This is a genomic window from Bartonella chomelii, from assembly GCF_014138465.1.
GTDB classification, from domain to species: Bacteria; Pseudomonadota; Alphaproteobacteria; order Rhizobiales; family Rhizobiaceae; genus Bartonella; species Bartonella schoenbuchensis.
In genome coordinates this window covers 15,684-37,703 of record NZ_JACJIR010000002.1, presented here as the reverse complement: position 1 = coordinate 37,703, position 22,020 = coordinate 15,684, and the positions used below count along the sequence as shown (strand labels likewise).

Here is a 22,020-nt window from a genome sequence, read left to right as displayed (position 1 = left end):
TTGGAAGGGGATGTTTGGGAGAAAGGTGCTGGGCGTTGAGTGTATGCTGGGGAGGCTTTGGTTGGAGGGGGTGGGTTTGCAAGGGTGGATTTGAAGGGAGAGTGATGTGCGAGAGGGGCATGTTGGAAAGAGGTGGGAGAGAACGATGAAAGTAGGATTTTTAAGATCAAAACTCTTAAATTAAAACAGGCAGGAAAACCCTAAATCAACACTGTTTTGATCATGATTGTTAATAAATGCAAAGGAAAATCTCATTCTTTGTTAAATCCCTGTTCACAAAACCGTAAAAATACGATATGAGTACCCTGCAATAATTTGCGATGTATAAGCAATCAATAAATTTACATTAAATTTGCATTATAAAGTCAGTAAAATAAAAATAAAGTCAGTAAAATAAAATCCAATCAATTCATTATAAAGAAAGCCTTTTATTTATGTCCAAAGAAGAAGTTTTGGAGTTTTCTGGTATTGTAACCGAACTCTTGCCTAATGCAATGTTTCGCGTAAAACTAGAAAATGATCATGAAATTATTGCTCATACCGCTGGAAGAATGCGTAAAAACCGTATTCGTGTGTTGGCTGGTGATAAAATTATGGTTGAAATGACCCCTTATGATTTGACAAAGGGACGTATTACGTATCGCTATAAATAAAGGAATGCAGGGGCTGCTTTCTCAAAACTTTCCCAATTGCTTCAATAAAAGTTCATAAAGTTGCTCAAAAATGCAGAAATTTTAAAACGATTTGGTGCATGTGTTTAAAAATTCCAAGTTGTTTGTGGGGGAAAAGCGGGTCGTAAGCAAAGTGGGGTGTGGCATAAAGTTCACACAATAAAGTTTGATGGTTGCCAAAAAGGTCTGGTGGCTCTAAGAAGTTCCTTTTGTAGGGGAAAGAGTGTCAAAGTAAAGTCAGGTGATGCGTTTTAACGCAATCTGAAAGGGGTTTTCGCTATGGAAATCGATTTGGTACTTGCTTCTGCTTCTCCACGGCGTTTAGAACTTTTAGCGCAAATTGGTGTTAGTCCAAGCCGGGTTTATGCGGCTGTGATCGATGAGACGCCAAAACCAAAAGAACATCCCGCTCATCTGGCTAAGCGCTTGGCATGTGAAAAAGCACTCAACGCTTATGAAAGCCTGTTATGTTCTGATCATGTTAGCGAACATGCTGTGTTGTCGAAAAAATGTCTGATTTTGGCTGCCGATACTGTTGTTGCTGTTGGGCGTGTTATTCTTCCTAAACCCGGTGGCAAAGAGGAAGCTTATGAATATTTGAGCTTTTTGTCTGGGCGTTCTCACAATGTATATAGTGCTGTTTGTGTTGTGAATGAATGTGGGAGAAAAACTGTTCAATTGGTCAAAAGTTGTGTTCGTTTTCGATGTTTGACCCCTTCAATGATTGAGGCTTATCTAGCTTGCCAGGAATGGGAAGGAAAAGCTGGAGGTTATGCTATTCAAGGTAAAGCTGGGGCTTTTGTTACCAATATTTCTGGTTCTTATTCCAATGTGGTTGGTTTGCCATTGGCTCAAACAATGGATCTTTTAACATCTTATCATTACCCTGTTCTCTCCAAGTGGACTTAAAATATACTCTTTAAAAATGAGGAGGCTAAGGTGCTGCTTAGATAGCGTAAAGAAGGGTGGTAGTATGGGGCAGGAAAGTATTGTGTGGTGGGGAGTGGTGCACGTGAAAGGGAGGTGATGTGTGGGAATAAAGGGAAAAGGGAGGTGTGTGAGTGAGGGAGAGCTGGAGGTGTATGGTGTGAGGAGGAGGTGTTGTAGGGCGAAGGAAGTGTTTGAGGGAGAAGTGTTGGGTGCCTGTGTGGGGTAGTGGCAGTGAGGGTGTTGGGGTAAGGTTGTAGGGAGGGGTGTACTCTGTGGAGCGGGTTAGTTGCATCAGTGTGAAGAAATGCTAAGGGGATACCGGGGGCTTTGGTTTGAGATGGTTGATCTAGGGGGAGAGTGATGTGCGAGAGGGAAAGAGTGCTGGGGTGAGGTTGTAGGAGGGTTTGTGGATGAGAAGGGGAATGGTTGTATTAGTATGGAAGAATGCTGAATGATGAGGGTTGGGTTCGTTGTATTGTGGAAGGGTGTTGGAGGAAGGGGCGAGAGAGAGTTGGGGATGAGGAGGAGAAGGTGTGCTTTGTGTGAGGCAGTGGCAGTGTGGGTGGGAAAGTGCTGAGGTCAAGGTTGTAGGGAGGATCTGTGGATGAGAAGGGGGTTGGTTGTATCAGTGTGTGGGGAATACTGGGGAGAATCGGGGGCTTTGGTTTGAGATGGTTGATCTAGGGGGAGAGTGATGTGTGAGAGGGGGATTGCTTGAGGTGATGGACAGTGTGAGAAGAGGAGGCACTGTAGGGTGAAGGGAGTGTTGAGAGAGAAGCGTTGAGCACTTGTATGGGGTAGTGGCAGTGAGGGTGGGAGAGTGCTGGGGCGGGTTGTAGGAAGGGTTTGTGGATGAGAAGGGGTTGGGGGTAGTGGCAGTGCGAGAGGGAGAGAGCTGAGGGATACTGGGGGTTTTGGTTTGAGAGGTAGGTTTAGAAGGGGAATGATGCAGGGGGTGCTTGGGGTGGTGGAAAGTGTGAGAAGAGGAGGTGTTTAGAGTGAAGGGAGTGTTTGAGGGAGAAGCATTGAGCGCTTGTGCGGGGTAGTGGTAGTGGGAGAGTGCTCTGGGGCAAAGTTGTGGGGAGGGGTGTACTCTGTGGAGCGGGTTAGTTGCATCAGTGTGAAGAAATGCTGGGGGATACTGGGGGCTTTGGTTTGAGAGGTAGGTTTGGAGGGAGAATAGTGTGTGAGAGAGAGACGCAAGGAGAGGCGTTGAGCTAGGGTATGATGAGGAGGTTGTGGGGTGAAGAGAGTATTTGGGAGAGAAGTTTTGAGTGCTTGTGTGGGATAATAGGAGTGGGGGAGAGCTGGGGACAAAGTTGTGGGGAGGGGTGTGCTCTGTGGAGCGGGTTAGTTGCATCAGTGTGGAGGAATGCTGGGGGGATACCGGGGCTTTGGTTTGAGAGGTAGGTTTGGAGGGGGAATGATGCGCAAGAGGGGGATTGCTTGAGGTAGTGGATAGTGTGAGAAGAGGAGGCGCTGTAGAGTGAAGAGGCAGGAGGAGAGCTGGGGATGAGGAGGGAGAAGGTGTGCTTTGCGGGGCATGTGGGGTGCGTTTGTAGAGGAATAGGGTGTGAAGGGGTTGCATTTGTAGGAGGGTATGAGCTGGTGGGTACTACTATGAGGTTAGTGTAAGAGGGAAAGGCGTTGGGCGTTGTATGGTGTAAGAGGCTTTGATTGAGGGAGTAGGGTTGCGAAGGTGGATTTACAGGCAGATTGATATGCGAGAGGGGATGTGCTTGGAGTGGTGGAAAGTGTGAGAAGAGGAGGTGCTGTAGGGTGAAGGGAGTGTTTGAGGGAGAAGCGTTGAGTGCTTGTTTGGGGTAGTGGTAGTGGGGGGGGAGAGTTGTAGATGAAGGGGGTGAGAGCTAGAGAGGTGTGGGGTAGTCTAGGCAGGGAGAAGAGAGATGTGGAGTGTGAGGGTGGTATGAGTGTGTGCTTGTGGGTTTTGATTGGAGAGGATGAATTTGAGGGGGTGAAAAGAAGGAGGATGATGTATAAGGAGAAGGAAAATCTATAAAAAGGAGAAGTGATGCAGGAACAATCAACACCACGGCGCCCATTGCGCCCTTGTCCAGAATGCGGGAAAATGTCACAGCAGGATTCTTATCCTTTCTGTTCCTCACGATGCCGGGCAATTGATTTAAATCGGTGGCTTTCAGGTGCTTATATTTTACCGCCACCACCACACAATACAGATGAAGAAGAATAGATGAAGAAGAATAAAAGATTGGCCAAAAATACACGGTTAATTGTTAATGGAGGAGTTGTTAATGGAGTAGAATATACATCACTATCGCGACTGTAGCGGAGTTAAGTGAAAGTGATGGAGTTGAATGAAATGTTGAATGAAATAGAGTGGCGTGAAAGTGGAATAAAGTGGAATAGAATGAGGATAATGAGAATAGAATGGAGTAGAGTAAAAATTGAATAAAATAAAAATGGAATAGATTAAAAGAAGTATGCTGAAATAAAAGAAGCGTTGTAGAATGTTGTAGAATAAAGAAGCGTGTGGGATTAAAAAATATAAAAAGAAAGAACACTTAAAAAAAGTGCGCTTTTTATGCGTGTTATCATGTTTTTCAATAATGCTATTGCTTATTCTCTTTTTATTATACTTGTTATTTGCCCGCCTTTTGCCATGATTGGCACATTTCCCTCTTGCCATGATTATTGTGAGAACCCATATTTTAAGGTGTGATAATTTGGTTACAGTGTGTTCATTTGTTACAGTGGGTGATTGCTTAGTGTTATTGTATGTATGAACAATTGGAGTGTGGCCTTAAAGAGAGTTCTTTAAGTGGTGTTTTTAGGGATAGGCATGTGAGAGTGCAAGAGAGGGAAAAACAATGAACGTGGATAAATATAGCGAACAGCTGCAGATGTTTCTACAAACAGCACAAGGTAGTGCTCTTGCTTGTGATCATCAGCAATTTATGCCTGAGCATTTGTTGAAAGCACTGTTGGAGGATAGTCAAGGTTTGGCTATTTCTTTGATCCAAAAAGCTGGGGGTGATTTGGCCGCGCTTAAAGATGCGCTTGAAGATGCGCTTAATGCTTTGCCTAAAGTGCAGGGTGGAAATGGCCAGCTCTATATGTCGCAGCCTTTGGCGAAAGTCTTAAAAATGGCTGAGGATTTGGCGCAAAAGGCTGGTGATCAGTTTGTGACTGTGGAGCGTGTGTTGCAAGCGCTTGTTATGGAGAAAGCGGCTAAAACTGCCGATATTTTATCCAACACAGGGGTGACACCACAGGCTCTCAATCATGCAATTAATGCGATGCGAAAGGGAAAAACGGCGACAAGTGCGCATGCTGAAAGCCAGTATGATGCCTTGGAAAAATATGCGCGCGATTTGACAAAAGATGCACGTGAAGGGAAACTTGACCCTGTTATTGGTCGGGAAGAAGAAATTCGCCGGGCTATTCAGGTTTTATCACGCCGGACTAAAAATAACCCTGTTTTGATCGGGGAGCCTGGTGTTGGAAAAACTGCAATTGTTGAAGGTTTGGCACTGCGTATTGTTAATGGGGATGTCCCTGAAACGTTGCGCGATAAACATCTTTATGCGCTTGATATGGGGGCGCTTATTGCGGGGGCAAAATATCGTGGTGAATTTGAAGAACGTTTAAAAGCCGTTTTAGCAGATGTGCAAGCTGAAAATGGGCAGATTATTTTGTTTATTGATGAATTGCATAATCTTGTTGGTGCTGGAAAATCTGACGGACCTATGGATGCTTCTAATTTGCTTAAACCTGCTTTAGCTCGCGGGGAGCTCCACTGTATTGGGGCGACTACGCTTGAGGAGTATCGCAAATATGTGGAAAAGGATGCGGCTTTAGCACGCCGTTTTCAGCCTGTTTTTGTGCCTGAGCCCACACTTGATGATACGATTTCTATTTTACGTGGGATTAAAGAAAAATACGAACAGCACCACAAAGTGCGCTTGGCTGATAGTGCTTTGATTGCTGCTGCACGCCTTTCAAACCGGTATATTACGGATCGTTTCTTGCCTGATAAGGCGATTGACCTTATTGATGAGGCTGCGGCGCGGTTGCGTATGCAGGTTGATTCCAAGCCAGAAGAGCTTGATCATATTGATCGGCGAATTTTGCAGTTAAAGATTGAGCGAGAAGCTTTGAAAACAGAAGTTGACCCTACGGCAAAAGAGCGTTTGCAAACGGTGCAAGCTGAGCTTGATACATTAGAAAAACAGTCTTTTGAAATGACGCGGGCTTGGCAGGCTGAAAAGCAAAAATTGGGGCATGCTGCTGATTTGAAAAAAAGGCTTGAAGAGGCGCGAAATGCTTTGGCTATTGCACAGCGCAATGGGCAATTTCAACAAGCTGGGGAATTGGCCTATAGTGTGATTCCTGATCTTGAAAAGCAACTAAGTGCTGCTGAAAATGATGAGCAACGCAACAATTTGATTGAAGAAATTGTGATGGCTGAACATGTGGCACAGATTGTTTCACGCTGGACGGGGGTTCCTGTTGATCGGATGCTTGAGGCAGAACGTGAGCGGTTGTTACGTATGGAAGATGAGATCGGCCAACGTGTTGTGGGGCAAAAAGATGCTGTTCAGGCTGTGGCCCGTGCTGTGCGCCGTGCCCGTGCTGGATTGCAAGATCCCAACCGGCCTATTGGGTCTTTCATGTTCTTAGGGCCAACGGGTGTTGGAAAAACCGAATTAACAAAGGCACTTGCGGCTTTTTTATTCCAAGACTCTAATGCAATGCTGCGCATTGATATGTCTGAATATATGGAAAAACATGCCGGTGCACGGCTGATTGGTGCGCCCCCTGGATATGTTGGATATGAAGAAGGCGGTGTATTGACAGAAGCTGTAAGACGCAGGCCCTATCAGGTTATTCTTTTTGATGAAATTGAAAAAGCGCATCCTGATATTTTTAATCTCTTATTGCAAGTGCTTGATGAAGGGCGTTTAACCGATAGCCAAGGGCGCACAGTTGATTTTCGTAATACTTTGCTCATTATGACTTCTAACCTTGGGGCTGATATTTTAACGGCTCTACCTGAAGGACAAACAACCGATGCGGCTAGAGATGATGTTATGCGTATTGTTAAAGCAGCGTTTCGGCCTGAGTTCTTAAACCGAGTTGATGAGATTATTCTCTTTGAGCGATTGCAACGTAAAGATATGGAAGCAATTGTTGATATTCAGATCAAACATTTACAAAATTTGCTTGGTGAGCGCAAAATTACAGTCCAGATCGAGCAAGAAGCAAAAGAATTTTTAGCAAATAAGGGTTATGACCCGCTTTATGGGGCACGGCCTTTAAAGCGCATTATTCAAAAGGAAATTCAAGATCCTTTGGCTGAAGATATTTTGCTTGGGGCTATTGGTGATGAAACAACAGTTGCTATTATAAAAACTGGTGATCGTTTGGCTTTTTCCCCTATTACGGGTTAGCCCACAAGTGCTTAGAATCAAAAGAGAAAAAGTTAATAAGAGTTGACAAGGTGAACGTAAACTGATATTATTATAGCATAATCACAATTGTATCTCTCATCCATAAATGTTTGAAAATAGGTTTTCGTGGGGATGGTATCTGCCGTGTTATCTGCCGCGCAGGGGTGTGGTGTGATTGTGGTGGCCTATTATAGGCGAGATTTCATAAGACATGATGATTTTATGACAAATGTCGGTGAACAAGTGAACACGGTGAATAAGTAAACAAATGTCGGTGAAATGTTGATAATGTAAGAGTTATCGCGAGTGTGGAAACTACCGGCGATGTAGGGTGTTGACGATATGAGAGACGGGATAAGTTTTGTGCCTTTCTTGTGAGAAGGGGCTGAGGGGTGAATTGTGAGGGGGAAGTTGCTTGCAATTGTTTGTTACTTGGGTGATGAGAGTTTTTAAAGTGAGAGCTTTTTAAAATAAGTTAAGAGCTTTTTGAAGGTGTTTGGGGCGTAGGCGGGCCAGAGAGGTTTTAGTGGCTTATGTCTGGGGTTTGTGCCTTGTGTTTTGTGCGTGGTGTGTTTAGAGCTTTTTTCACTGTTTCAGATTTATCGTGTTTTTATAATTTGCGTGTCATTTTTTGATTAGGTTTTGCGCTTTTCTTGTTATTTGAGTGGGGTTTTGCTCACGGTTTTATGTGTGATTGAGCTTACAGTTTTCTCAAGCTTTTCTGTGATGTGCTGGTGGTTTTGCGCCCTGGTGGGAGTGTTGTTTGCTTGCCATTTGAATGGGGTTTTTGCTCACGGTTTTATGTGTGATTGAGCTTACAGTTTTTTCAAACTTTTCTGTGGTGTGCTGGTGGTTTTGCGCCCTGGTGGGAGTGTTGTTTGCTTGTTATTTGAGTGGGGTTTTGCTCACGGTTTTATGTGTGATTGAGCTTACAATTTTCTCAAGCTTTTCTGTGATGTGCTGATGGTTTTGCGCCCTGATGGGAGTGTTGTTTGCTTGTCATTTGAGTGTATCTTCTGTGGATTTATGGGGGAGATTATTGGCGTGGTGGGATTCATGAGGAGGGGTGACTGGAGTGGTTTTACAGGTCTTTGGGCGTAGGATGCCTTGAGAGGGGAGATTTTTTACCTTTTCATGCGTAGTTATTTCTTTGTGGGGAAATCGTATTATTATTAGTGGGGCGTGTGATTGATACGATGTGTTTGGCAGCATGAAGTGAGAGGGGCTTTTTGTGATTGGGTGGTGCCCATTCTTTATTGTGGGAAGTCCTTATTTTTAGAGGTTATGGAGTTCTTCTTGTTTGGAAACATTAGAGTGCTTACTGATTTTTGATTGGTGTTTAGTTTCGAGCTTTTTTACATAAAACAGGTGAATGAGTGGCTTTGTGTTAGAGTTTATGAGGGCTGCGATAAATTTGTTTATAGCCGATAAAGGAATGTTAATGTGACGAAAGAACAGTCTGTGCCTGTGCGTGGAAGAGGGCGGCCTAAAGGCTCATTGAACAAAAACACGAAATTACTCAAAGATGCTCTTTTGGCGGCTGCTACACAAGCAGGAGATCACTATGGTCGTGATGGCTTGGTGTCTTATCTTGAATATCATGCGATTAATAATCCGGTGTCTTTTTTCTCGCTTTTAGCAAAGGTTTTGCCTTTGCAAGTAAGTGGGGAAGGAGGCAGTGATGTTAAGACAGTGTCGCGTGTTGAAATTGTGCCGGTGGCTCCTAAAGCTGCAGTAACGGATGATCGTAAGACATCTGTTTTTGATGTATGACATTCTAAAATTTTTGCTCTGTTGTTTGTGTGTGAGTGTTTTGTTGGCAGTGGGTTTGTGTTCAATTTCTCGTGCATTTTAGCACTGAATTCTGTTTTTTTATGTGGAGCTCTTGGTTAATGGTGGAGCAGTGATTTTTCGGTGCAACCAGTTTGGCTGTAGGGGTGAGAGGTTTTAATGAAGAGGGCTCGCGTGGCGGGGGAAGTTTTATGGAGTTGTTGAGGGGTTGTGTGTGGTGTTGGAGGACTGCATGCAGTGGAGAGGGGCTGTATGGCATAGTGAGGAAGGCCATGTGGTGAGGAAGCTCTGGTGTGGTTGATGAAGGTCTTATGTAGTGGAAAGGTTTGTGTGGTGAGGAGAGACCCCCGTGTGGTGAGGACGCTCACCATAACGGGAGGAAGTTTTGTGTAATTGGTGAGGGGATGTGTGTGGTGTTGGAGGAAGTATGCGTGCAGTGGAGAGGACTGTATGGCATAGTGAGGAAGGCCACGTGGGGAGGGGGCTTGTGTGATAACTAGAAGAGCTTGTGTGGCAAAAAGGCTCTGGTGTGGTTGATGAAGGTCTTATGTAGTGGAAAGGTTTGTGTGGTGAGGAGAGACCCCCGTGTGGTGAGGACGCTCACCATGACGGGAGGAAGTTTTGTGTAATTGGTGAGGGGATGTGTGTGGTGTTGGAGGAAGTATGCGTGCAGTGGAGAGGACTGTATGCAGTAGAGAGGGGCTGTATGGCATAGTGAAGAAGGCCATGTGGTGAGGGAGGCTGTGCCTTCATGAGGGGATGGATGGTATTGTGCTTGATCTGCTATGGGGTTGGCTTATTCTCATAATGTTACAATGATATCTCGTAATGACGACTGTTCAAATTGCTCTTATTCCGAAATTGATCCCTGTTTTTTCTGGTCAGGCTGATGTGCGTGCTGCTTGGGGAGGACGTGGATCTGGTAAAACACGCTCTTTTGCCCTGATGTCGGCTGTGGTTGGATATCGGCATGGAAAGGCAGGGGAGAGAGGTATTATTTTATGTGCAAGACAGTTCCAAAATTCGCTGAATGAAAGTTCGCTAGAAGAAATTAAACGCGCTATTGAATCTTACAGTTTCTTGAGAGACTATTATGAGATTGGTGATAAATACGTTAGATCAAAAGATGGACGTATTGTTTATGCATTTGCTGGTTTGGATCGCAATATTGCAAGCATTAAATCAATGGGGCGCATTCTGCTTTGCTGGGTTGATGAGGCTGAGCCTGTTACTGAGACTGCTTGGCAAACATTGATTCCAACTTTGCGAGAAGAAGGGGAAAATTGGCATTGTGAATTATGGGTTACGTGGAACCCTTTACGCGAGAATGCCCCTGTTGAAAAGCGATTTCGTGCTGTGAAGGACCCCCATATCAAGGGAGTTGAAATCAATTGGAGGGATAATCCTCAATTTCCTGATAGGCTCAATCGTGCCAGGGAAGCTGATTTTACGCAAAGACCTGAGCAGTACAATCATATTTGGGAAGGAGAATATTTACAGGCTGTGCAAGGAGCATATTATCAAAAATTATTACTTGAGGCTGAGCAGGAAGGACGCATTACTCATGTGCCGCGTGACCCGCTTATTCAGATCAAGATCTTTTGGGATATTGGTGGAACGGGAGCAAAGGCTGATGCGACGGCTTTGTGGGTTGCGCAGTTTATTGGGCGCGAGATCCGTGTTCTCGATTATTATGAAGCACAAGGGCAACCTTTATCTGAACATATTGGATGGATGTGCCAAAGGGGATATGACAAGGCTTTAATGGTTTTGCCCCATGATGGGGCGACAAAAGATCGTGTTTGTAATGTTAGTTTTGAAAGTGCTCTCCAACACGCTGGTTTTCAGACCAAAATTATTCCAAACCAAGGGGTGGGTGCTGTCAAAATGCGTATTGAAGCTGTGAGGCGTTTATTTCCAGCTATATGGTTTAATCGTGATACGACAACAGCAGGACGAAAAGCACTTGCGTGGTACCATGAAAAGCGCGACGAACAGCGTAATATTGGTTTGGGTGCTGAACATGATTGGGCAAGCCATGGGGCTGATAGTTTTGGGTTGATGTGTGTTGCTTATGAACAGCCCAATATTCAACCGCGAAAAAATGTTTATCGTTCTTCTCAGAGTTCTTCAACTTCGTGGATGGCTTTTTGAGCGCATAGATGCTTTGAAATGCCATGGGTGGTTTGTGGGGTTTCATGGGGGTTTGAAGCGTATGAGAGGGGTGAAATTTTGTGAGAGGGATGAGAATGGCTGCAAGGGGAGTAAGCGTGAAGGTGAGATTTGAGTTTATGAGGGGGAAACTCGTGTGAAGAGTAGGCGGGATTTGAGCTTGTTGGAAATTGAGGCCGGGAGAAGGGTTGAGGTTGGGAAGAATGATTGGGGATATGAGAGGAATTGAGGCTGTGAGAGGAATTGGGGATATGAGGGGGTTCGTGGATGTATTGGGTGGCTTGAGGGGGCTCATGGGGGTTTGAAGCGTATGAGGGGTGAAAGCTTGTAAGAGGGATGAGAATGGCCACGAGGGGAGTAAGCGTGAAGGTGAGATTTGAGGTTGTGAGGGGGAAACTCGTGTGAAGAGTAGGCGGGATTTGAGCTTGTTGGAAATTGAGGCCGGGAGAAGGGTTGAGGTTGGGAGAAGAGTTTGAGGCTGTGAGAGGAATTGGGGCTGGGAGAAGGATTTGAGCATATGAGAGGATTAAGGATATGAAGGTTCGTGGGTGTATTGGGTGGCTTTTTAAGCTTGTAGCTGTTTTGAAGCATATGGGTGTTTTAAGCGATATGAGAGGGGTGAAGAGCACGAAGGGGAAAAACCGTGAAGACGAGGATTAAGTTTGTGAGGGGGTAAGGTTTGTGCGAGGTTTTGCACATTGTAAGTGAATTTACCATCGTGGATGGGTTTTTAACATTATGGGTGATTTTTTAATGGACCAACAGACATCTTTCATCGATCCGATCGAGACGCTTCAACATCAGGCACTGTTTAAAAAGCTTGTTGCTTGGTATCAGGAAGATATTGCGCATGTCGAACAGTGGCGAAAAAACGCTCAAGAAGATTATGACTTTTATAATGGGCGCCAATGGAATGAGCAAGATCTTGCTGTATTGCGAGAACATAATAGACCGGTGATGACTTTTAACCGCATTGCTCCTTTGGTGAATGCTGTAATTGGAGCTGAGCGCAACAATAAACGGCAGGTTCAATTTATTCCTCGGCAACCAGGAGCAGCTCTGGCCAATCAGATTTTAACGGGAGCGGCTGAATGGTTTCGTGATGAGGCTGATGGGGAATATGAAGATTCTGACGCTTTCCAAGATGCCATTATTTGTGGAATGGGTTGGACTGATACGCGGCTTGATTATGAAGATGACCCTAATGGAAAGCCTGTAATTGCGCGCTTGGATCCTATGAAAATGGTATGGGATGCAAGTGCTGTTAAGCCTAATCTTATTGATGCGCAGCGTCTATGGTATATTGATGAGAAGCCTTTAGAGATTGCGCAAGAAATGTTTCCCGATGTTCATTGGAGTGATCTGCACGCCGATTGGGCACACCACCTTGTTTCAACACGCTCAGGTAGAAGTGGTGCACAAAGTTATGGAGATACAATCGACGATGAATTTAGCTATCATGAGCGCACAATGGTGACACTGGCTGAATGCCGGTGGTTTGAACGTGAGGTTTATTATAAAGTTCTCAACTTAGAAACAGGGCAATATATTGATTATTCTGAGGAAGATTTTCAATTTTTGCGCAAAAATAATCCGCATATCCAAGCAACAAGATTGACAAGAAAAGTTGTTAAACGTGCTTTTTTGGGCAAAAGATTGCTTGAAGCCCCTGATAAGCCATTGGTGCCATCTAATCAATTGGGATGGGAGTGCATTACGGGCTATTTTGATAAATTCAGTCGACATTTTTACGGGGTTGTAAAACCTGCAAAAGATCCACAACGGTGGGCTAATAAGTATTTTAGTCAAGTGATGCATTTGCTCAATAGCCAATCCAAAGGTGGGGTGATGGCTGAACGAGATGCTTTTGATGATGATCGCCAAGCTATGGAAAGCTGGGCAAGGGCTGATAGTATTACGTGGCTTAAGAGTGGTGCTTTGGCTGGTGGAAGAATACAGCCAAAACCTGCTGGGCAATTCCCCAATGGCTTTTTCCAGCTTTTTAATGAAGCAAAGGGGGCTATTTCTCAAGTTACAGGATTGTCTGCGGAATTTGTTGGAACACGTGCGGTAAACCAACCGGGTGTTCTTGAAGAACAACGTCGTCAATCATCGCTTAATTTGTTGGCATCCTTCTTTGATGGTTTGCGACGCTATCGACAGCGACAGGGAAAAATTATTCTTTATCTTATTCAAAATTATCTCTCTGATGGGCGATTGGTGCGCATTGCTGGGGAAGAAAATGCTCAATATGTTCCGCTGACACGCGAAGACATTACAAGTTTGGAATATGATATTGTGGTGGATGATGCTCCAACAAGCCCTAATGAAAAAGAGCGTACCTTTGCTGTAATTACGCAGTTGCTTCCTTTGATGCAAAATTTTGCAACACCAGATATTATGCTCGATTTGTTACGCTATTCACCTTTGCCGGCATCGCTCATTCACAAAATTGCTACAAAAGCTGGGCAGCAGCAGGGGCAATTGCAAAGTGACCAACAAGTTGGGACACAAGATGGGAGTGCACAAGAGACAAAGCAAGCGATTCAAGCTCTTTTGCGTATGGCGCAAAATGCCCAACAAACTTCCTAATGGGTAAGAAATGTATCTTCATTGCCCCTTATGGGTGATGGGGTGGGGTTTTGTTGAGGAGAAAGGTGTTGCCTTTAAAGAGGAGGGGCGCACTGGATGCGGAAGCGTTGTGTCTGAGGGATGAGGAGGCATTGTGGCTGGAAGATGAGGGGGCGTTGTGGCTAGAAGATGAAGAGGCGTTGTTTGAGGGGATGAAGAGGTGTTGAAGTTGGGGAAGGGGAGCGTTGTTTTAAAAGGAGGAAGGCTTATTGTCTGGGAGAGGCTATTTAGTAGGGGCATGCGTGTGGGGAAAGAGCGTTGTTTTAAAGGGAGATCATTCGTGTGAGGCAAGAGCTGGTACCGTGGATGAGGACACTGGATGCGGAAGCGTTGTGTCTGAGGAATGAGGGGGCGTTGTTTTGAGGGGATGAAGAAGTGTTGAAGTTGGTGAGGGGGAGCGTTGTTTTAAAAGGAGGAAGGCTTATTGTCTGGGAGAGGCTATTTAGTAGGGGCATGCGTGTGGGGAAAGAGCGTTGTTTTAAAGGGAGATCATTCGTGTGAGGCAAGAGTTGGTACCGTGGATGAGGACACTGGATGAGGAAGCGTTGTGGCTGGAAGATGAGGAGGCGTTGAGGCTGGAAGATGAGCAGGACAAACGCATGCGGGGTTTTCTTGAAAGACAAGTGGAGAGAGTGAAGCGATAGGGGAAGGCAGAGGCACACCTTATTGTTTTAAGAAGAAGGGCATTGTTTTTAAAAGAAGCATTGCCTGAGAAGCCGGCATTACAAGCATTATTTGAGAAGCAAGCATTATTGAAGAAAGAAGGTTAGCACAATGGATGAAGAAATATTAACGCCAGAAGAGCAAAGCCAACTCATACAAGATCCTCTTCAAGGAAATGGAGAGGGTGGAGCGATAGAGAAAAACGAGAGCATATCTTTTGATGACAATTCTCAAAAGGGCGAAGTTTCTCAAGAAGCACTGGGACTTCAGGGGGGTGAGGTTCAGCCAGACCCCAATGCAGATTTTATGGGTTATGTACAGTGGCTGGGGAAAAAAACTCAGACACAACAGGAATTGGTGCAAGCGCAAGACGACAAAAACACCTCTGCCCCCTCAGAGGCAGAGCAGCTGCGTTCCTTTTTTAATCAATCTGTTGCGACTGTTAAGCACAAGCATCATGATTTTGATCAAGCTGCTGATTTTGTTTATGATATGCGTGCAAAACAGCTGGCTTCTTGCGCTTCTCTCTACCCTGAAAGAGCCGATCCCAAAGTTATTGATACATTGATTGGTAATGAGTTGAAGCAGATCTTGCGTGATTGTGCGCAAAACAAACAAAACCCTGCGCAAGTGATCTACTCTATTGCGCACAATATGGGGTATACAAACAAGCAAGGCAACACTGTTAACACTGTTGCCCCTATGCAAAATGTTGTTGAGCATGTGCAGGAAAGGCAAAATTCTGCACGTACACTTTCTGCTTATAATGGTTTGAATCCAAAGGGCCCTATGTCTTTGGAAATGCTCGACAAAATGTCTGAGGCAGAGTTTAGTACTTGGATTGATGATCCTAACAATAAAGCTGCTTTTAATCGTTTAATGGGCGATGTGGATCTTTAAAAAGAGAGGTAGAAATCTGCCAAAAAACACAACGCATCATTAAGTGACCGCTGTTCTGGTTATCAGGCATCTGATTATCAGATAGGGGGGAACACTCGGCAACCGGCTTTTGGCCGGATTTTTAATCAAGACTATATATAAGAGGAAATAATGGCTGTAACTAGTATCGACGTCAATAACGCATTGACTGTAAAAGCATGGTCCAAATTACTTAATAGGGAAATTTCAAAGGCGACTTCTATCGCTCCATTAATTGGGAGAGATTCCAATAGCATCATACAGTTGAAAGATGAAACCACTAAAGCAAGTGGTGATTCCATTACCTTTGGTTTGCGTATGCATTTGTGTGGTGAAGGTGTGAGTGAAGGGGAGGAACTTGAAGGCAAAGAAGAGGCCTTGAAATTTACAAACGATCGCTTGGTTATTAATGAACTTTCTCATGCTGTGCGTGTTAGAAATGAAGGAACAATCGATCAGCAACGTGTTTTATATAATTTACGTGCAGAAGCTAAAAATGCTTTGGTTGATTGGTATGCTGACCGTTTAAGCATGATGTTCTTCATTCAGGTGTGTGGATATTCGGCAGAAAAAATAAACTTTGAAGGACAAGAGTTTAAGCTAAAACCTGTCCATTATGGGTTTAACGAGCCAACTGCTCCAACCGATAAACGCATCATCCGCCCTAATGGGAAAGAGAAAGATGAGGATCTGGAAGAAGAGGATGTGTTTACTCTACAGTTGATTGATCAAGCGGTGGAGCGTGCTAAGCTTGCAATGCCAAAAATTAGACCAGTGCGTGTTGATGGGGAAAGTGTTTATGTGATGTATCTTCACCCAACACAAGTGACACAATTGCGCACCAATACAGAGCCTGGTCAGTGGCTTGATATTACCAAAGCGATTTATAGTGGAAGCCGCATGAAGAACCCTATCTATAATGGGTCTCTTGGTATGTATAATGGCGTTATTTTGCGTGAAGCTGCGCATGTGACTGAAGGTGTGGCGACAATTTTAAATAATCATTATGTTGAGAATACGCGCCGTGCTGTTTTGCTTGGGGCGCAAAGTGCTGTTATTGCTTTTGGTAAAGACCGTGGGGCTACACGCTATAAATTGGTGGAAGAGCTTTTTGACTATGAACGTGAATTTGGTGTGGCTGCCAAAACGATTGTTGGGATGAAAAAACCTGTCTTTCATTTGCCAGGACACTCCCAAGGGGAGCAGGATTTTGGAACGATCGTTATTTCAACTTATGCAGCACCTATTTAAGGTTATTTAGAACCTGCTTAAGGTCTTTAAGATTAGCCTTGTGCTTATTTGATGAGGCTTGGGGTGCGCCTATTAAAGTAGCTTTGTGAGGCTGTTTTACACCTGTTTGAAAGGTGAAGGCGCACCTATTTTAAAGAGGCTTTTTTAAGGTGAGGGTGCGCTTTTATGCACCTATTTGGGTACTTAAGGCGTTTTTGACATTGTTCTTTCCCAACAGAGCATTTTGTTGGGGGAGAAGATAACACGTATAAAGAGATTGTTTATGCCAATGACTATTCCAGCTGTCGATACTCATCCTTTTGATTTCAAATCAGGTTGTGCAACAACTTTTTCTCGTATGGTTGAGCTTATTCAAGATGAGATTGATGATACAACGGGTGAATATTGTGTTCAAATTTATGATTCCATTTGTGCTGCTTTGCGCATATGTGAACGGGAACCTTTTTTCTTTAATGAGCACAAAGAGGTGACTTTTAAAACACGAAGTGGGCAAACGTGGTATGGGCAAGAAGACGATGTTTTGATTAAGACGGTGGAGGGCTTAATTAAAACAGTAGGGGCTCTTGAAGGTGTGTTTTTAGAACATGGTGGTGCAACACGAACACAACTTATCTATAAAACTGCTAAGACGTTGCAAAAAGATTATGGGTCCAACCCACCGCAGGGGATGCCTGTTTTTTATACTTATTGTCAGCGCAAAATAGGTCTTTTTCCAACACCTGAAACTGTTGGAACAGTTCGTCTTTCCTATAGTGCTTTGCGTTTTGTTGAAGGGGGCATGGAGGGGGAGGATCATCCTTGGTTTGTTCATGCTTTTGATTTTATTAAAGCGCGGGCAAAATACGAACTTTATAAAAATATCCTTAAAGATCCTGAATGTGCTGCTGTTTCTTTGGGCGATTTTCAAGAACAGCTTCAGATTTTGCGTTATGAAACATCGCGCAAAAAGGGTTGCTCACAAATTGCGCCAACGGGGTTTTAGATGCTTAAGGTTAGGTACTTGAGGTTTGAGTACTTAGGTTTAGGTACTTGGGCTTAGGTGTTTGGCGAGAGTTTTGATGGTTGTGGGTTTTAAGTGATTGTGGGGTTTAGATGATTGGGTTTATGGGGTTTTAAATGGCTTTTTTTTCAGTTGCTGAATATAGACCTGATATTGCTGATATTAATGGTCTTTTTACTGATGAGCTTGTCAATGTGCTGCCTGCTGATGGGTCTTATATTCCTATGCCAAGCTTTAGTCCTTTGTCTCAGCCTTGCCCTGATACGATTTTAGGCGCTATTGCTGTGAGGACAAAAAATGGTGTGTCTATTATTATTGGGACGGAACAAAAAATCTACCTTCTCGATAATACAAGCATGCAGTGGAAAGATATTAGCCAAAAGGGAAAGACTTATTTTGCTAATGTCGATGCGCCTTGGTCATTTGCTTTGTTTGGTGATTATGTCATTGCTGTTAATGCCAACGATAAACCACAGGTTATTGATATTGATCATGATGAAACTTTTAGAGATTTAGGAGGAAATCCGCCACAAGCTGGGATTGTGCGTGTTTGGGGTGATTTTGTTTGTTTGATGAAATTAACTGAGCACCCCCGACGTGTGCATTGGTCTGGGTTAAATGATGCAGAATTTTGGACTGTGGGCAAAAAAAGCTGCGATTATCAAGATTTTCCTGATGGTGGATATGTGCAAGGAGCAACAGAGACTACCAATCCACTGATCTTTATGCGTTCGGCTATTTATGCTGGGTCCTTTATTCCTGGGTCTAAGATTATTTTTAGTTTTCAAAAGATCCACGATAAACGAGGTGCAAAGACTTCTGAATCAATTGTGTGTCGAGGCGATCTTGCTTTTTTTATTGATGAGGGGGGATTTTACCAAATTACCATTGATGGACACATTACACCCATTGGCTTTGAAAAAGTCGATCGGACTATGATTACAAGAATTAATCAAAGTAGCCTACCTATTTTGTGGTCTGCGATTGATGGTGTTTATACGCGTGTTTATTGGATGATTGATCTTGATGAAAATACGCAAGAACGCACCTTGCTGATTTATGATTGGGGTTTGCAAAAGTGGTCTGTGGCGACTGTTAATATTGCAGTGATTTTGCCTATTTTTTCTGCTGGATACAGCTTGGAAGGGCTTGATCGGGTTTCTTGTAGTTTGGATGATTTGCCATTTTCTCTCGACAGTAAAGTTTGGCAAAATGAAGCGCCTGTTCTTGGTGCGTTTGATCAAAAAGGCAGGCTTGGGTCATTTTCTGGTGAACCAATGGCGTGTGTGGTGACATCGCAAGAAATGGGACAGACAAGTGGCATAATGACCCGTGTGAGCAATATTATGCCCCAGGTCAATAGTACAGAATTTTATGTGTCTGTGGGGATGCGTTTGCGCCAATCGATCGAGGAAAAAATTGTTTGGTTTCCAGAACGGCAACCTTCCTCTCATACAGGTCAGGTTCGTTGTCGTGTGAGGGCGCGGTTTTATCGCTTTAAATTGCGGATTCCTGAAGGGGCTAATTGGTCACATATAACCGGATTTGATGTGGCGTTAAAATCTGCTGGCCTACGGTGAGCTGTTAAACAAGAGTGTGGGTGAGCCAAGTAAGTAAGGGGCTAGTAAGTGGGCAAGTAATGGGTTGGCGAGTAGGCAGACAAAAGTGCGGTGTTGAGAAGGTGAGCGAAGGGCTGACGAGCAGGCAGTAAGGGGCTAGTGAGTGGGCAGACAAGAGTGCGGGTGAGTGAGTAAGGAGCTGGCGGGTAAGGAAAACAAGTGGCTGGCGAGTAGGGGGCTTGCGGGTAGGAAAGTAGGGGATTGGTGAGTAGGGCAAGTAATGGGTTGGCGAGTGGGCAGACAAGAGTGTGGGAGCGGATGGATGGGCAGAAGATGTTGGAGGAAAGTGCAACAAATGGTGAAGGCAGTTGGACAAAAAGATGCTGAGATTGACTGCCAAAAGGGTAAAAAAGCTCAAAATGTGACTGCTCAACAAGACAGTCAAAATTTGTATTCTATTCATCTTACAAATCAATGGCCGTGGGAAAAAATAGCCCTTTATCAAGAGGCTATTAATGCGGCGATGCAAAAATATGCCAAGCGGTTTCCTGATGATGTGTGTTTGGACACTATTGCAAAAGAGATTGCTGGTGGACAAGCACAATTATGGTTGATCTTAAAAAATGAAACTCAATTTAGTGCTTTCGTGATCACTAAAATTGAAATGACGCACACTGGGAAAAAACGCGTTGTCATTTTAGACCTGGCTGGAAAAGGCGGGCTGAAATTGGTCAAATTAATTGATCAGGTTGAAAAGTGGGCTCGAACAATTCACGCTGATGAAATGCTGACTATGGGAAGGTTTGGGTGGTCTAAAATGCTGAGACAACGTGGACATGCTATCAATCTTATTCATTATAGAAAGGTTCTCACCCTATGAGTAGACGAAAAACTCCGCAAGTTCAAACAACAACACAAACAAATGCTCCACCGGTATGGTCGCAAGGTATTTTGCAACAAGCAAGTTCTGATGCTCTTGATTTATATAATCAAGGTATTGGAGGAAATGTTTATGAAGGTGATCGCCATGCCGGTTTGAGTGATGCAACGCTCAATGCTATCCAGGGGTTGGGAAATGCTGCAAACCAGTTTAACAACCCAACGATCAATCAGTTGTTAAATAGCCCCACGCAAAGTCAACAAAATCTTAGCAATATGGCAAGTGGTGGTTGGATTGGAAACAATAGCAAATTTAATGATGCGCTGGACAATGCACTTTCTAAAACTTCTGATGCTGTTAATCAGTCTATGGCAGGGGCAGGGCGCTATGGTTCTGGGGCGCATACTGGTGTGTTAACTGATGAGTTAGGGGCTTTGGCAACAAATGCAGCAGCACAACAATATAATCAAGATGTGCTCAATATGATGAATGCCAATCAGATGATTGATAAGGCTACTCAAAATCAGATTAATGCTGCAAATAACTTCTATCAAGGGCAAAGTAATGCTCAAAGCAATGCTTTAAAGGGTGGTATGGTGCAAGATGCCAATAACCAGCATGCTTTGGATGTTGAGCGCGAAAAATGGATGGAGCAAGACAATCAAGCGTGGAATCGATTAGAGCAGTTGCTAAAAGTGGGTACAACAGCAGCTGGAAATTACGGTACTCAGACAGGGCAGAGTGTGACAGTGCCTTCAGTTACCAAAGATCCTTTACGTGATGCACAGCAAGTGCTTGGATTAATTGGTGGCATTATGGGCCTTTCTGATGCCAGAGTTAAAGACAATATCGTGTCTGTGGGGGAGAAGAATGGTTACCCACTTTATGAATTTAATTATAAAGGAGATCCTCAACGTTATCGTGGGGTGATGGCGCAAGATCTGGTGCGTTTGAAGCCTGATGCTGTTCATATGGATGACAAAACACAGTTGTTGTATGTTGATTATGACAAAATTGGCTTTGAGATGGAAAAAGTTACACCAGCTGAAAGTAACCACTCTTCCTCTTCATCTCCCCTTTTTTCTGGTATTGATTTGGTGCAAGAAGGACAAGCTCTATGAGTTCGATTTATGATTGGTCGCTGGTTGCGCACGAAAATGCACGTGCTGATGATATCATTAACTGGGCAGAAGGACAACCACCAAGCTCAGTCAATGATAGTGCGCGTGCAATGATGCAACGTATTAGAGAATATTTAACAGATAATGGCGGGGCAATTGAGGCAAAATTTACTACACAAAAAGATGGGAATGAAACATCTATTCATCTGGTTACTAAGTCTCCTATTAAGGAGTATCAGAACGATATTGTTGTTCGCTTTAAGGCGCAAGAGGCTAATACTAAAACAATAAATGTTGCGTTAAATCAATTGCCTGCTCAGCCTGTTTATAAGGTAACACCAAATGGATTGGTGCCTTTAAGTGGTGGAGAGATTCAAAAGAACGGTCTTTATGAACTTGTTTATCAATGTGGTATTGATGGAGAAGATAAAGATGGGTGGTATTTAACCAATCCCACACCTGCGGCTGCTCCAAAACCAGTAAGTAGTTTTCCATCAGGTTTCATTGCGACTTTTGCCATGGAAAAAATTCCTGAAGGGTGGCTTTTATGTGATGGTAAAGCTTACGCGCGCAAGGATTATGCAAGTCTTTTTGCAGCCATTGGTGAAACATGGGGCAGCGGTGATGAAAGCACTACGTTTAATGTACCTGATTTACGTGGAATGTTTTTGCGTGGGCTTGATAGTCAAAGAGGAATTGATAAAGACCGCGTTTTAGGAAGCAGGCAAAATGATGCCATTAAATCTCATACGCATACGGGAACAATTGATAGTGCGGGTGAGCATAAGCATGAATTTGTAGAACAAGTTTTCACGGTTGATGCGGCTAAAGGAAGTGCTTTGCCCAGATATCATAGTTATGAAAAGCGGGTTTTGACAAAACCTGCGGGTATTCACACGCACACATTTACAATCAATAAAACAGGTGGTCCTGAAATACGCCCTGTCAATGTTGCAGTTGTTTACGCCATTAAGATATGAGAGCTAAATAAAGGTATGAGA

The 22,020-nt window shown here is 44.0% G+C and carries 17 protein-coding genes; all 17 read left to right on the top strand.

Annotated elements, in window-relative coordinates; genetic code table 11:
* The first annotated feature begins 434 nt into the window (after nucleotides 1–434).
* Complete coding sequence (gene infA / locus GGR10_RS02515) at nucleotides 435–653, top strand: translation initiation factor IF-1 (RefSeq protein ID WP_004857577.1); 219 nt, start codon at nucleotides 435–437, stop codon at nucleotides 651–653.
* Nucleotides 654–950: 297 nt separating this feature from the next.
* Entirely contained in the window at nucleotides 951–1,580 is a 630-nt protein-coding gene (locus tag GGR10_RS02510) for a Maf family protein (RefSeq protein WP_182479770.1), read from the top strand.
* Between the two features lie 1,873 nt (nucleotides 1,581–3,453).
* On the top strand, nucleotides 3,454–3,621 hold the full coding sequence (locus tag GGR10_RS02505) for a hypothetical protein (protein ID WP_182479769.1): 168 nt from the start codon (nucleotides 3,454–3,456) through the stop codon (nucleotides 3,619–3,621).
* A gap of 12 nt (nucleotides 3,622–3,633) precedes the next feature.
* Nucleotides 3,634–3,813, top strand: coding sequence for a DNA gyrase inhibitor YacG (gene yacG / locus GGR10_RS02500; protein WP_010704294.1), 180 nt, complete (start codon nucleotides 3,634–3,636; stop codon nucleotides 3,811–3,813).
* A gap of 637 nt (nucleotides 3,814–4,450) precedes the next feature.
* Nucleotides 4,451–7,033, top strand: a complete 2,583-nt coding sequence (gene clpB / locus GGR10_RS02495) for an ATP-dependent chaperone ClpB (RefSeq protein WP_182479768.1) — start codon at nucleotides 4,451–4,453, stop codon at nucleotides 7,031–7,033.
* 1,443 nt (nucleotides 7,034–8,476) lie between these two features.
* Nucleotides 8,477–8,806, top strand: coding sequence for a hypothetical protein (locus tag GGR10_RS02490; RefSeq protein WP_182479767.1), 330 nt, complete (start codon nucleotides 8,477–8,479; stop codon nucleotides 8,804–8,806).
* 846 nt (nucleotides 8,807–9,652) lie between these two features.
* Nucleotides 9,653–10,978: a PBSX family phage terminase large subunit gene (locus GGR10_RS02485; protein ID WP_182479766.1), complete on the top strand. Its 1,326-nt coding sequence runs from the start codon at nucleotides 9,653–9,655 to the stop codon at nucleotides 10,976–10,978.
* Between the two features lie 552 nt (nucleotides 10,979–11,530).
* On the top strand, nucleotides 11,531–11,656 hold the full coding sequence (locus tag GGR10_RS06940) for a hypothetical protein (protein WP_281371262.1): 126 nt from the start codon (nucleotides 11,531–11,533) through the stop codon (nucleotides 11,654–11,656).
* Between the two features lie 78 nt (nucleotides 11,657–11,734).
* Nucleotides 11,735–13,588, top strand: coding sequence for a portal protein (locus tag GGR10_RS02480; protein ID WP_422614130.1), 1,854 nt, complete (start codon nucleotides 11,735–11,737; stop codon nucleotides 13,586–13,588).
* An 813-nt stretch (nucleotides 13,589–14,401) separates the two neighbouring features.
* Nucleotides 14,402–15,190 carry a hypothetical protein gene (locus GGR10_RS02475; protein ID WP_182479765.1) on the top strand — a complete coding sequence of 263 codons (789 nt, stop codon included), beginning with the start codon at nucleotides 14,402–14,404 and terminating at the stop codon, nucleotides 15,188–15,190.
* 150 nt (nucleotides 15,191–15,340) lie between these two features.
* Nucleotides 15,341–16,459 carry a N4-gp56 family major capsid protein gene (locus GGR10_RS02470; protein ID WP_182479764.1) on the top strand — a complete coding sequence of 373 codons (1,119 nt, stop codon included), beginning with the start codon at nucleotides 15,341–15,343 and terminating at the stop codon, nucleotides 16,457–16,459.
* Nucleotides 16,460–16,727: 268 nt separating this feature from the next.
* Nucleotides 16,728–17,441 carry a phage adaptor protein gene (locus GGR10_RS02465; protein WP_034990315.1) on the top strand — a complete coding sequence of 238 codons (714 nt, stop codon included), beginning with the start codon at nucleotides 16,728–16,730 and terminating at the stop codon, nucleotides 17,439–17,441.
* Nucleotides 17,442–17,575: 134 nt separating this feature from the next.
* Nucleotides 17,576–19,039, top strand: coding sequence for a hypothetical protein (locus GGR10_RS02460; protein ID WP_182479763.1), 1,464 nt, complete (start codon nucleotides 17,576–17,578; stop codon nucleotides 19,037–19,039).
* Nucleotides 19,040–19,282: 243 nt separating this feature from the next.
* Nucleotides 19,283–19,405, top strand: a complete 123-nt coding sequence (locus GGR10_RS06935; RefSeq protein WP_281371261.1) for a hypothetical protein — start codon at nucleotides 19,283–19,285, stop codon at nucleotides 19,403–19,405.
* A gap of 34 nt (nucleotides 19,406–19,439) precedes the next feature.
* The gene (locus tag GGR10_RS02455) at nucleotides 19,440–19,898 is read left to right on the top strand and encodes a hypothetical protein (RefSeq protein ID WP_182480073.1); all 459 of its coding nucleotides are present in this window, start codon (nucleotides 19,440–19,442) and stop codon (nucleotides 19,896–19,898) included.
* Entirely contained in the window at nucleotides 19,895–21,019 is a 1,125-nt protein-coding gene (locus GGR10_RS02450; RefSeq protein ID WP_182479762.1) for a tail fiber domain-containing protein, read from the top strand. Before GGR10_RS02455 ends, GGR10_RS02450 begins: the two co-directional genes overlap by 4 nt.
* Nucleotides 21,016–21,999 carry a phage tail protein gene (locus tag GGR10_RS02445; protein ID WP_182479761.1) on the top strand — a complete coding sequence of 328 codons (984 nt, stop codon included), beginning with the start codon at nucleotides 21,016–21,018 and terminating at the stop codon, nucleotides 21,997–21,999. The genes GGR10_RS02450 and GGR10_RS02445 overlap by 4 nt, the downstream gene beginning before the upstream one ends.
* The last annotated feature ends 21 nt before the right edge of the window (nucleotides 22,000–22,020 follow it).

Coding starts and splice junctions, on each gene's coding strand:
- GGR10_RS02465 (WP_034990315.1), top strand. CDS start 16,728: ATGACTATTCCAGCTGTCGATACTCATCCTTTTGATTTCAAATCAGGT.
- yacG (WP_010704294.1), top strand. CDS start 3,634: ATGCAGGAACAATCAACACCACGGCGCCCATTGCGCCCTTGTCCAGAA.
- GGR10_RS06940 (WP_281371262.1), top strand. CDS start 11,531: ATGAAGGTTCGTGGGTGTATTGGGTGGCTTTTTAAGCTTGTAGCTGTT.
- GGR10_RS02460 (WP_182479763.1), top strand. CDS start 17,576: ATGGCTTTTTTTTCAGTTGCTGAATATAGACCTGATATTGCTGATATT.
- GGR10_RS02480 (WP_422614130.1), top strand. CDS start 11,735: ATGGGTGATTTTTTAATGGACCAACAGACATCTTTCATCGATCCGATC.
- infA (WP_004857577.1), top strand. CDS start 435: ATGTCCAAAGAAGAAGTTTTGGAGTTTTCTGGTATTGTAACCGAACTC.
- GGR10_RS02475 (WP_182479765.1), top strand. CDS start 14,402: ATGGATGAAGAAATATTAACGCCAGAAGAGCAAAGCCAACTCATACAA.
- GGR10_RS02470 (WP_182479764.1), top strand. CDS start 15,341: ATGGCTGTAACTAGTATCGACGTCAATAACGCATTGACTGTAAAAGCA.
- GGR10_RS02485 (WP_182479766.1), top strand. CDS start 9,653: ATGACGACTGTTCAAATTGCTCTTATTCCGAAATTGATCCCTGTTTTT.
- GGR10_RS02510 (WP_182479770.1), top strand. CDS start 951: ATGGAAATCGATTTGGTACTTGCTTCTGCTTCTCCACGGCGTTTAGAA.
- GGR10_RS02505 (WP_182479769.1), top strand. CDS start 3,454: ATGAAGGGGGTGAGAGCTAGAGAGGTGTGGGGTAGTCTAGGCAGGGAG.
- GGR10_RS02450 (WP_182479762.1), top strand. CDS start 19,895: ATGAGTAGACGAAAAACTCCGCAAGTTCAAACAACAACACAAACAAAT.
- clpB (WP_182479768.1), top strand. CDS start 4,451: ATGAACGTGGATAAATATAGCGAACAGCTGCAGATGTTTCTACAAACA.
- GGR10_RS02445 (WP_182479761.1), top strand. CDS start 21,016: ATGAGTTCGATTTATGATTGGTCGCTGGTTGCGCACGAAAATGCACGT.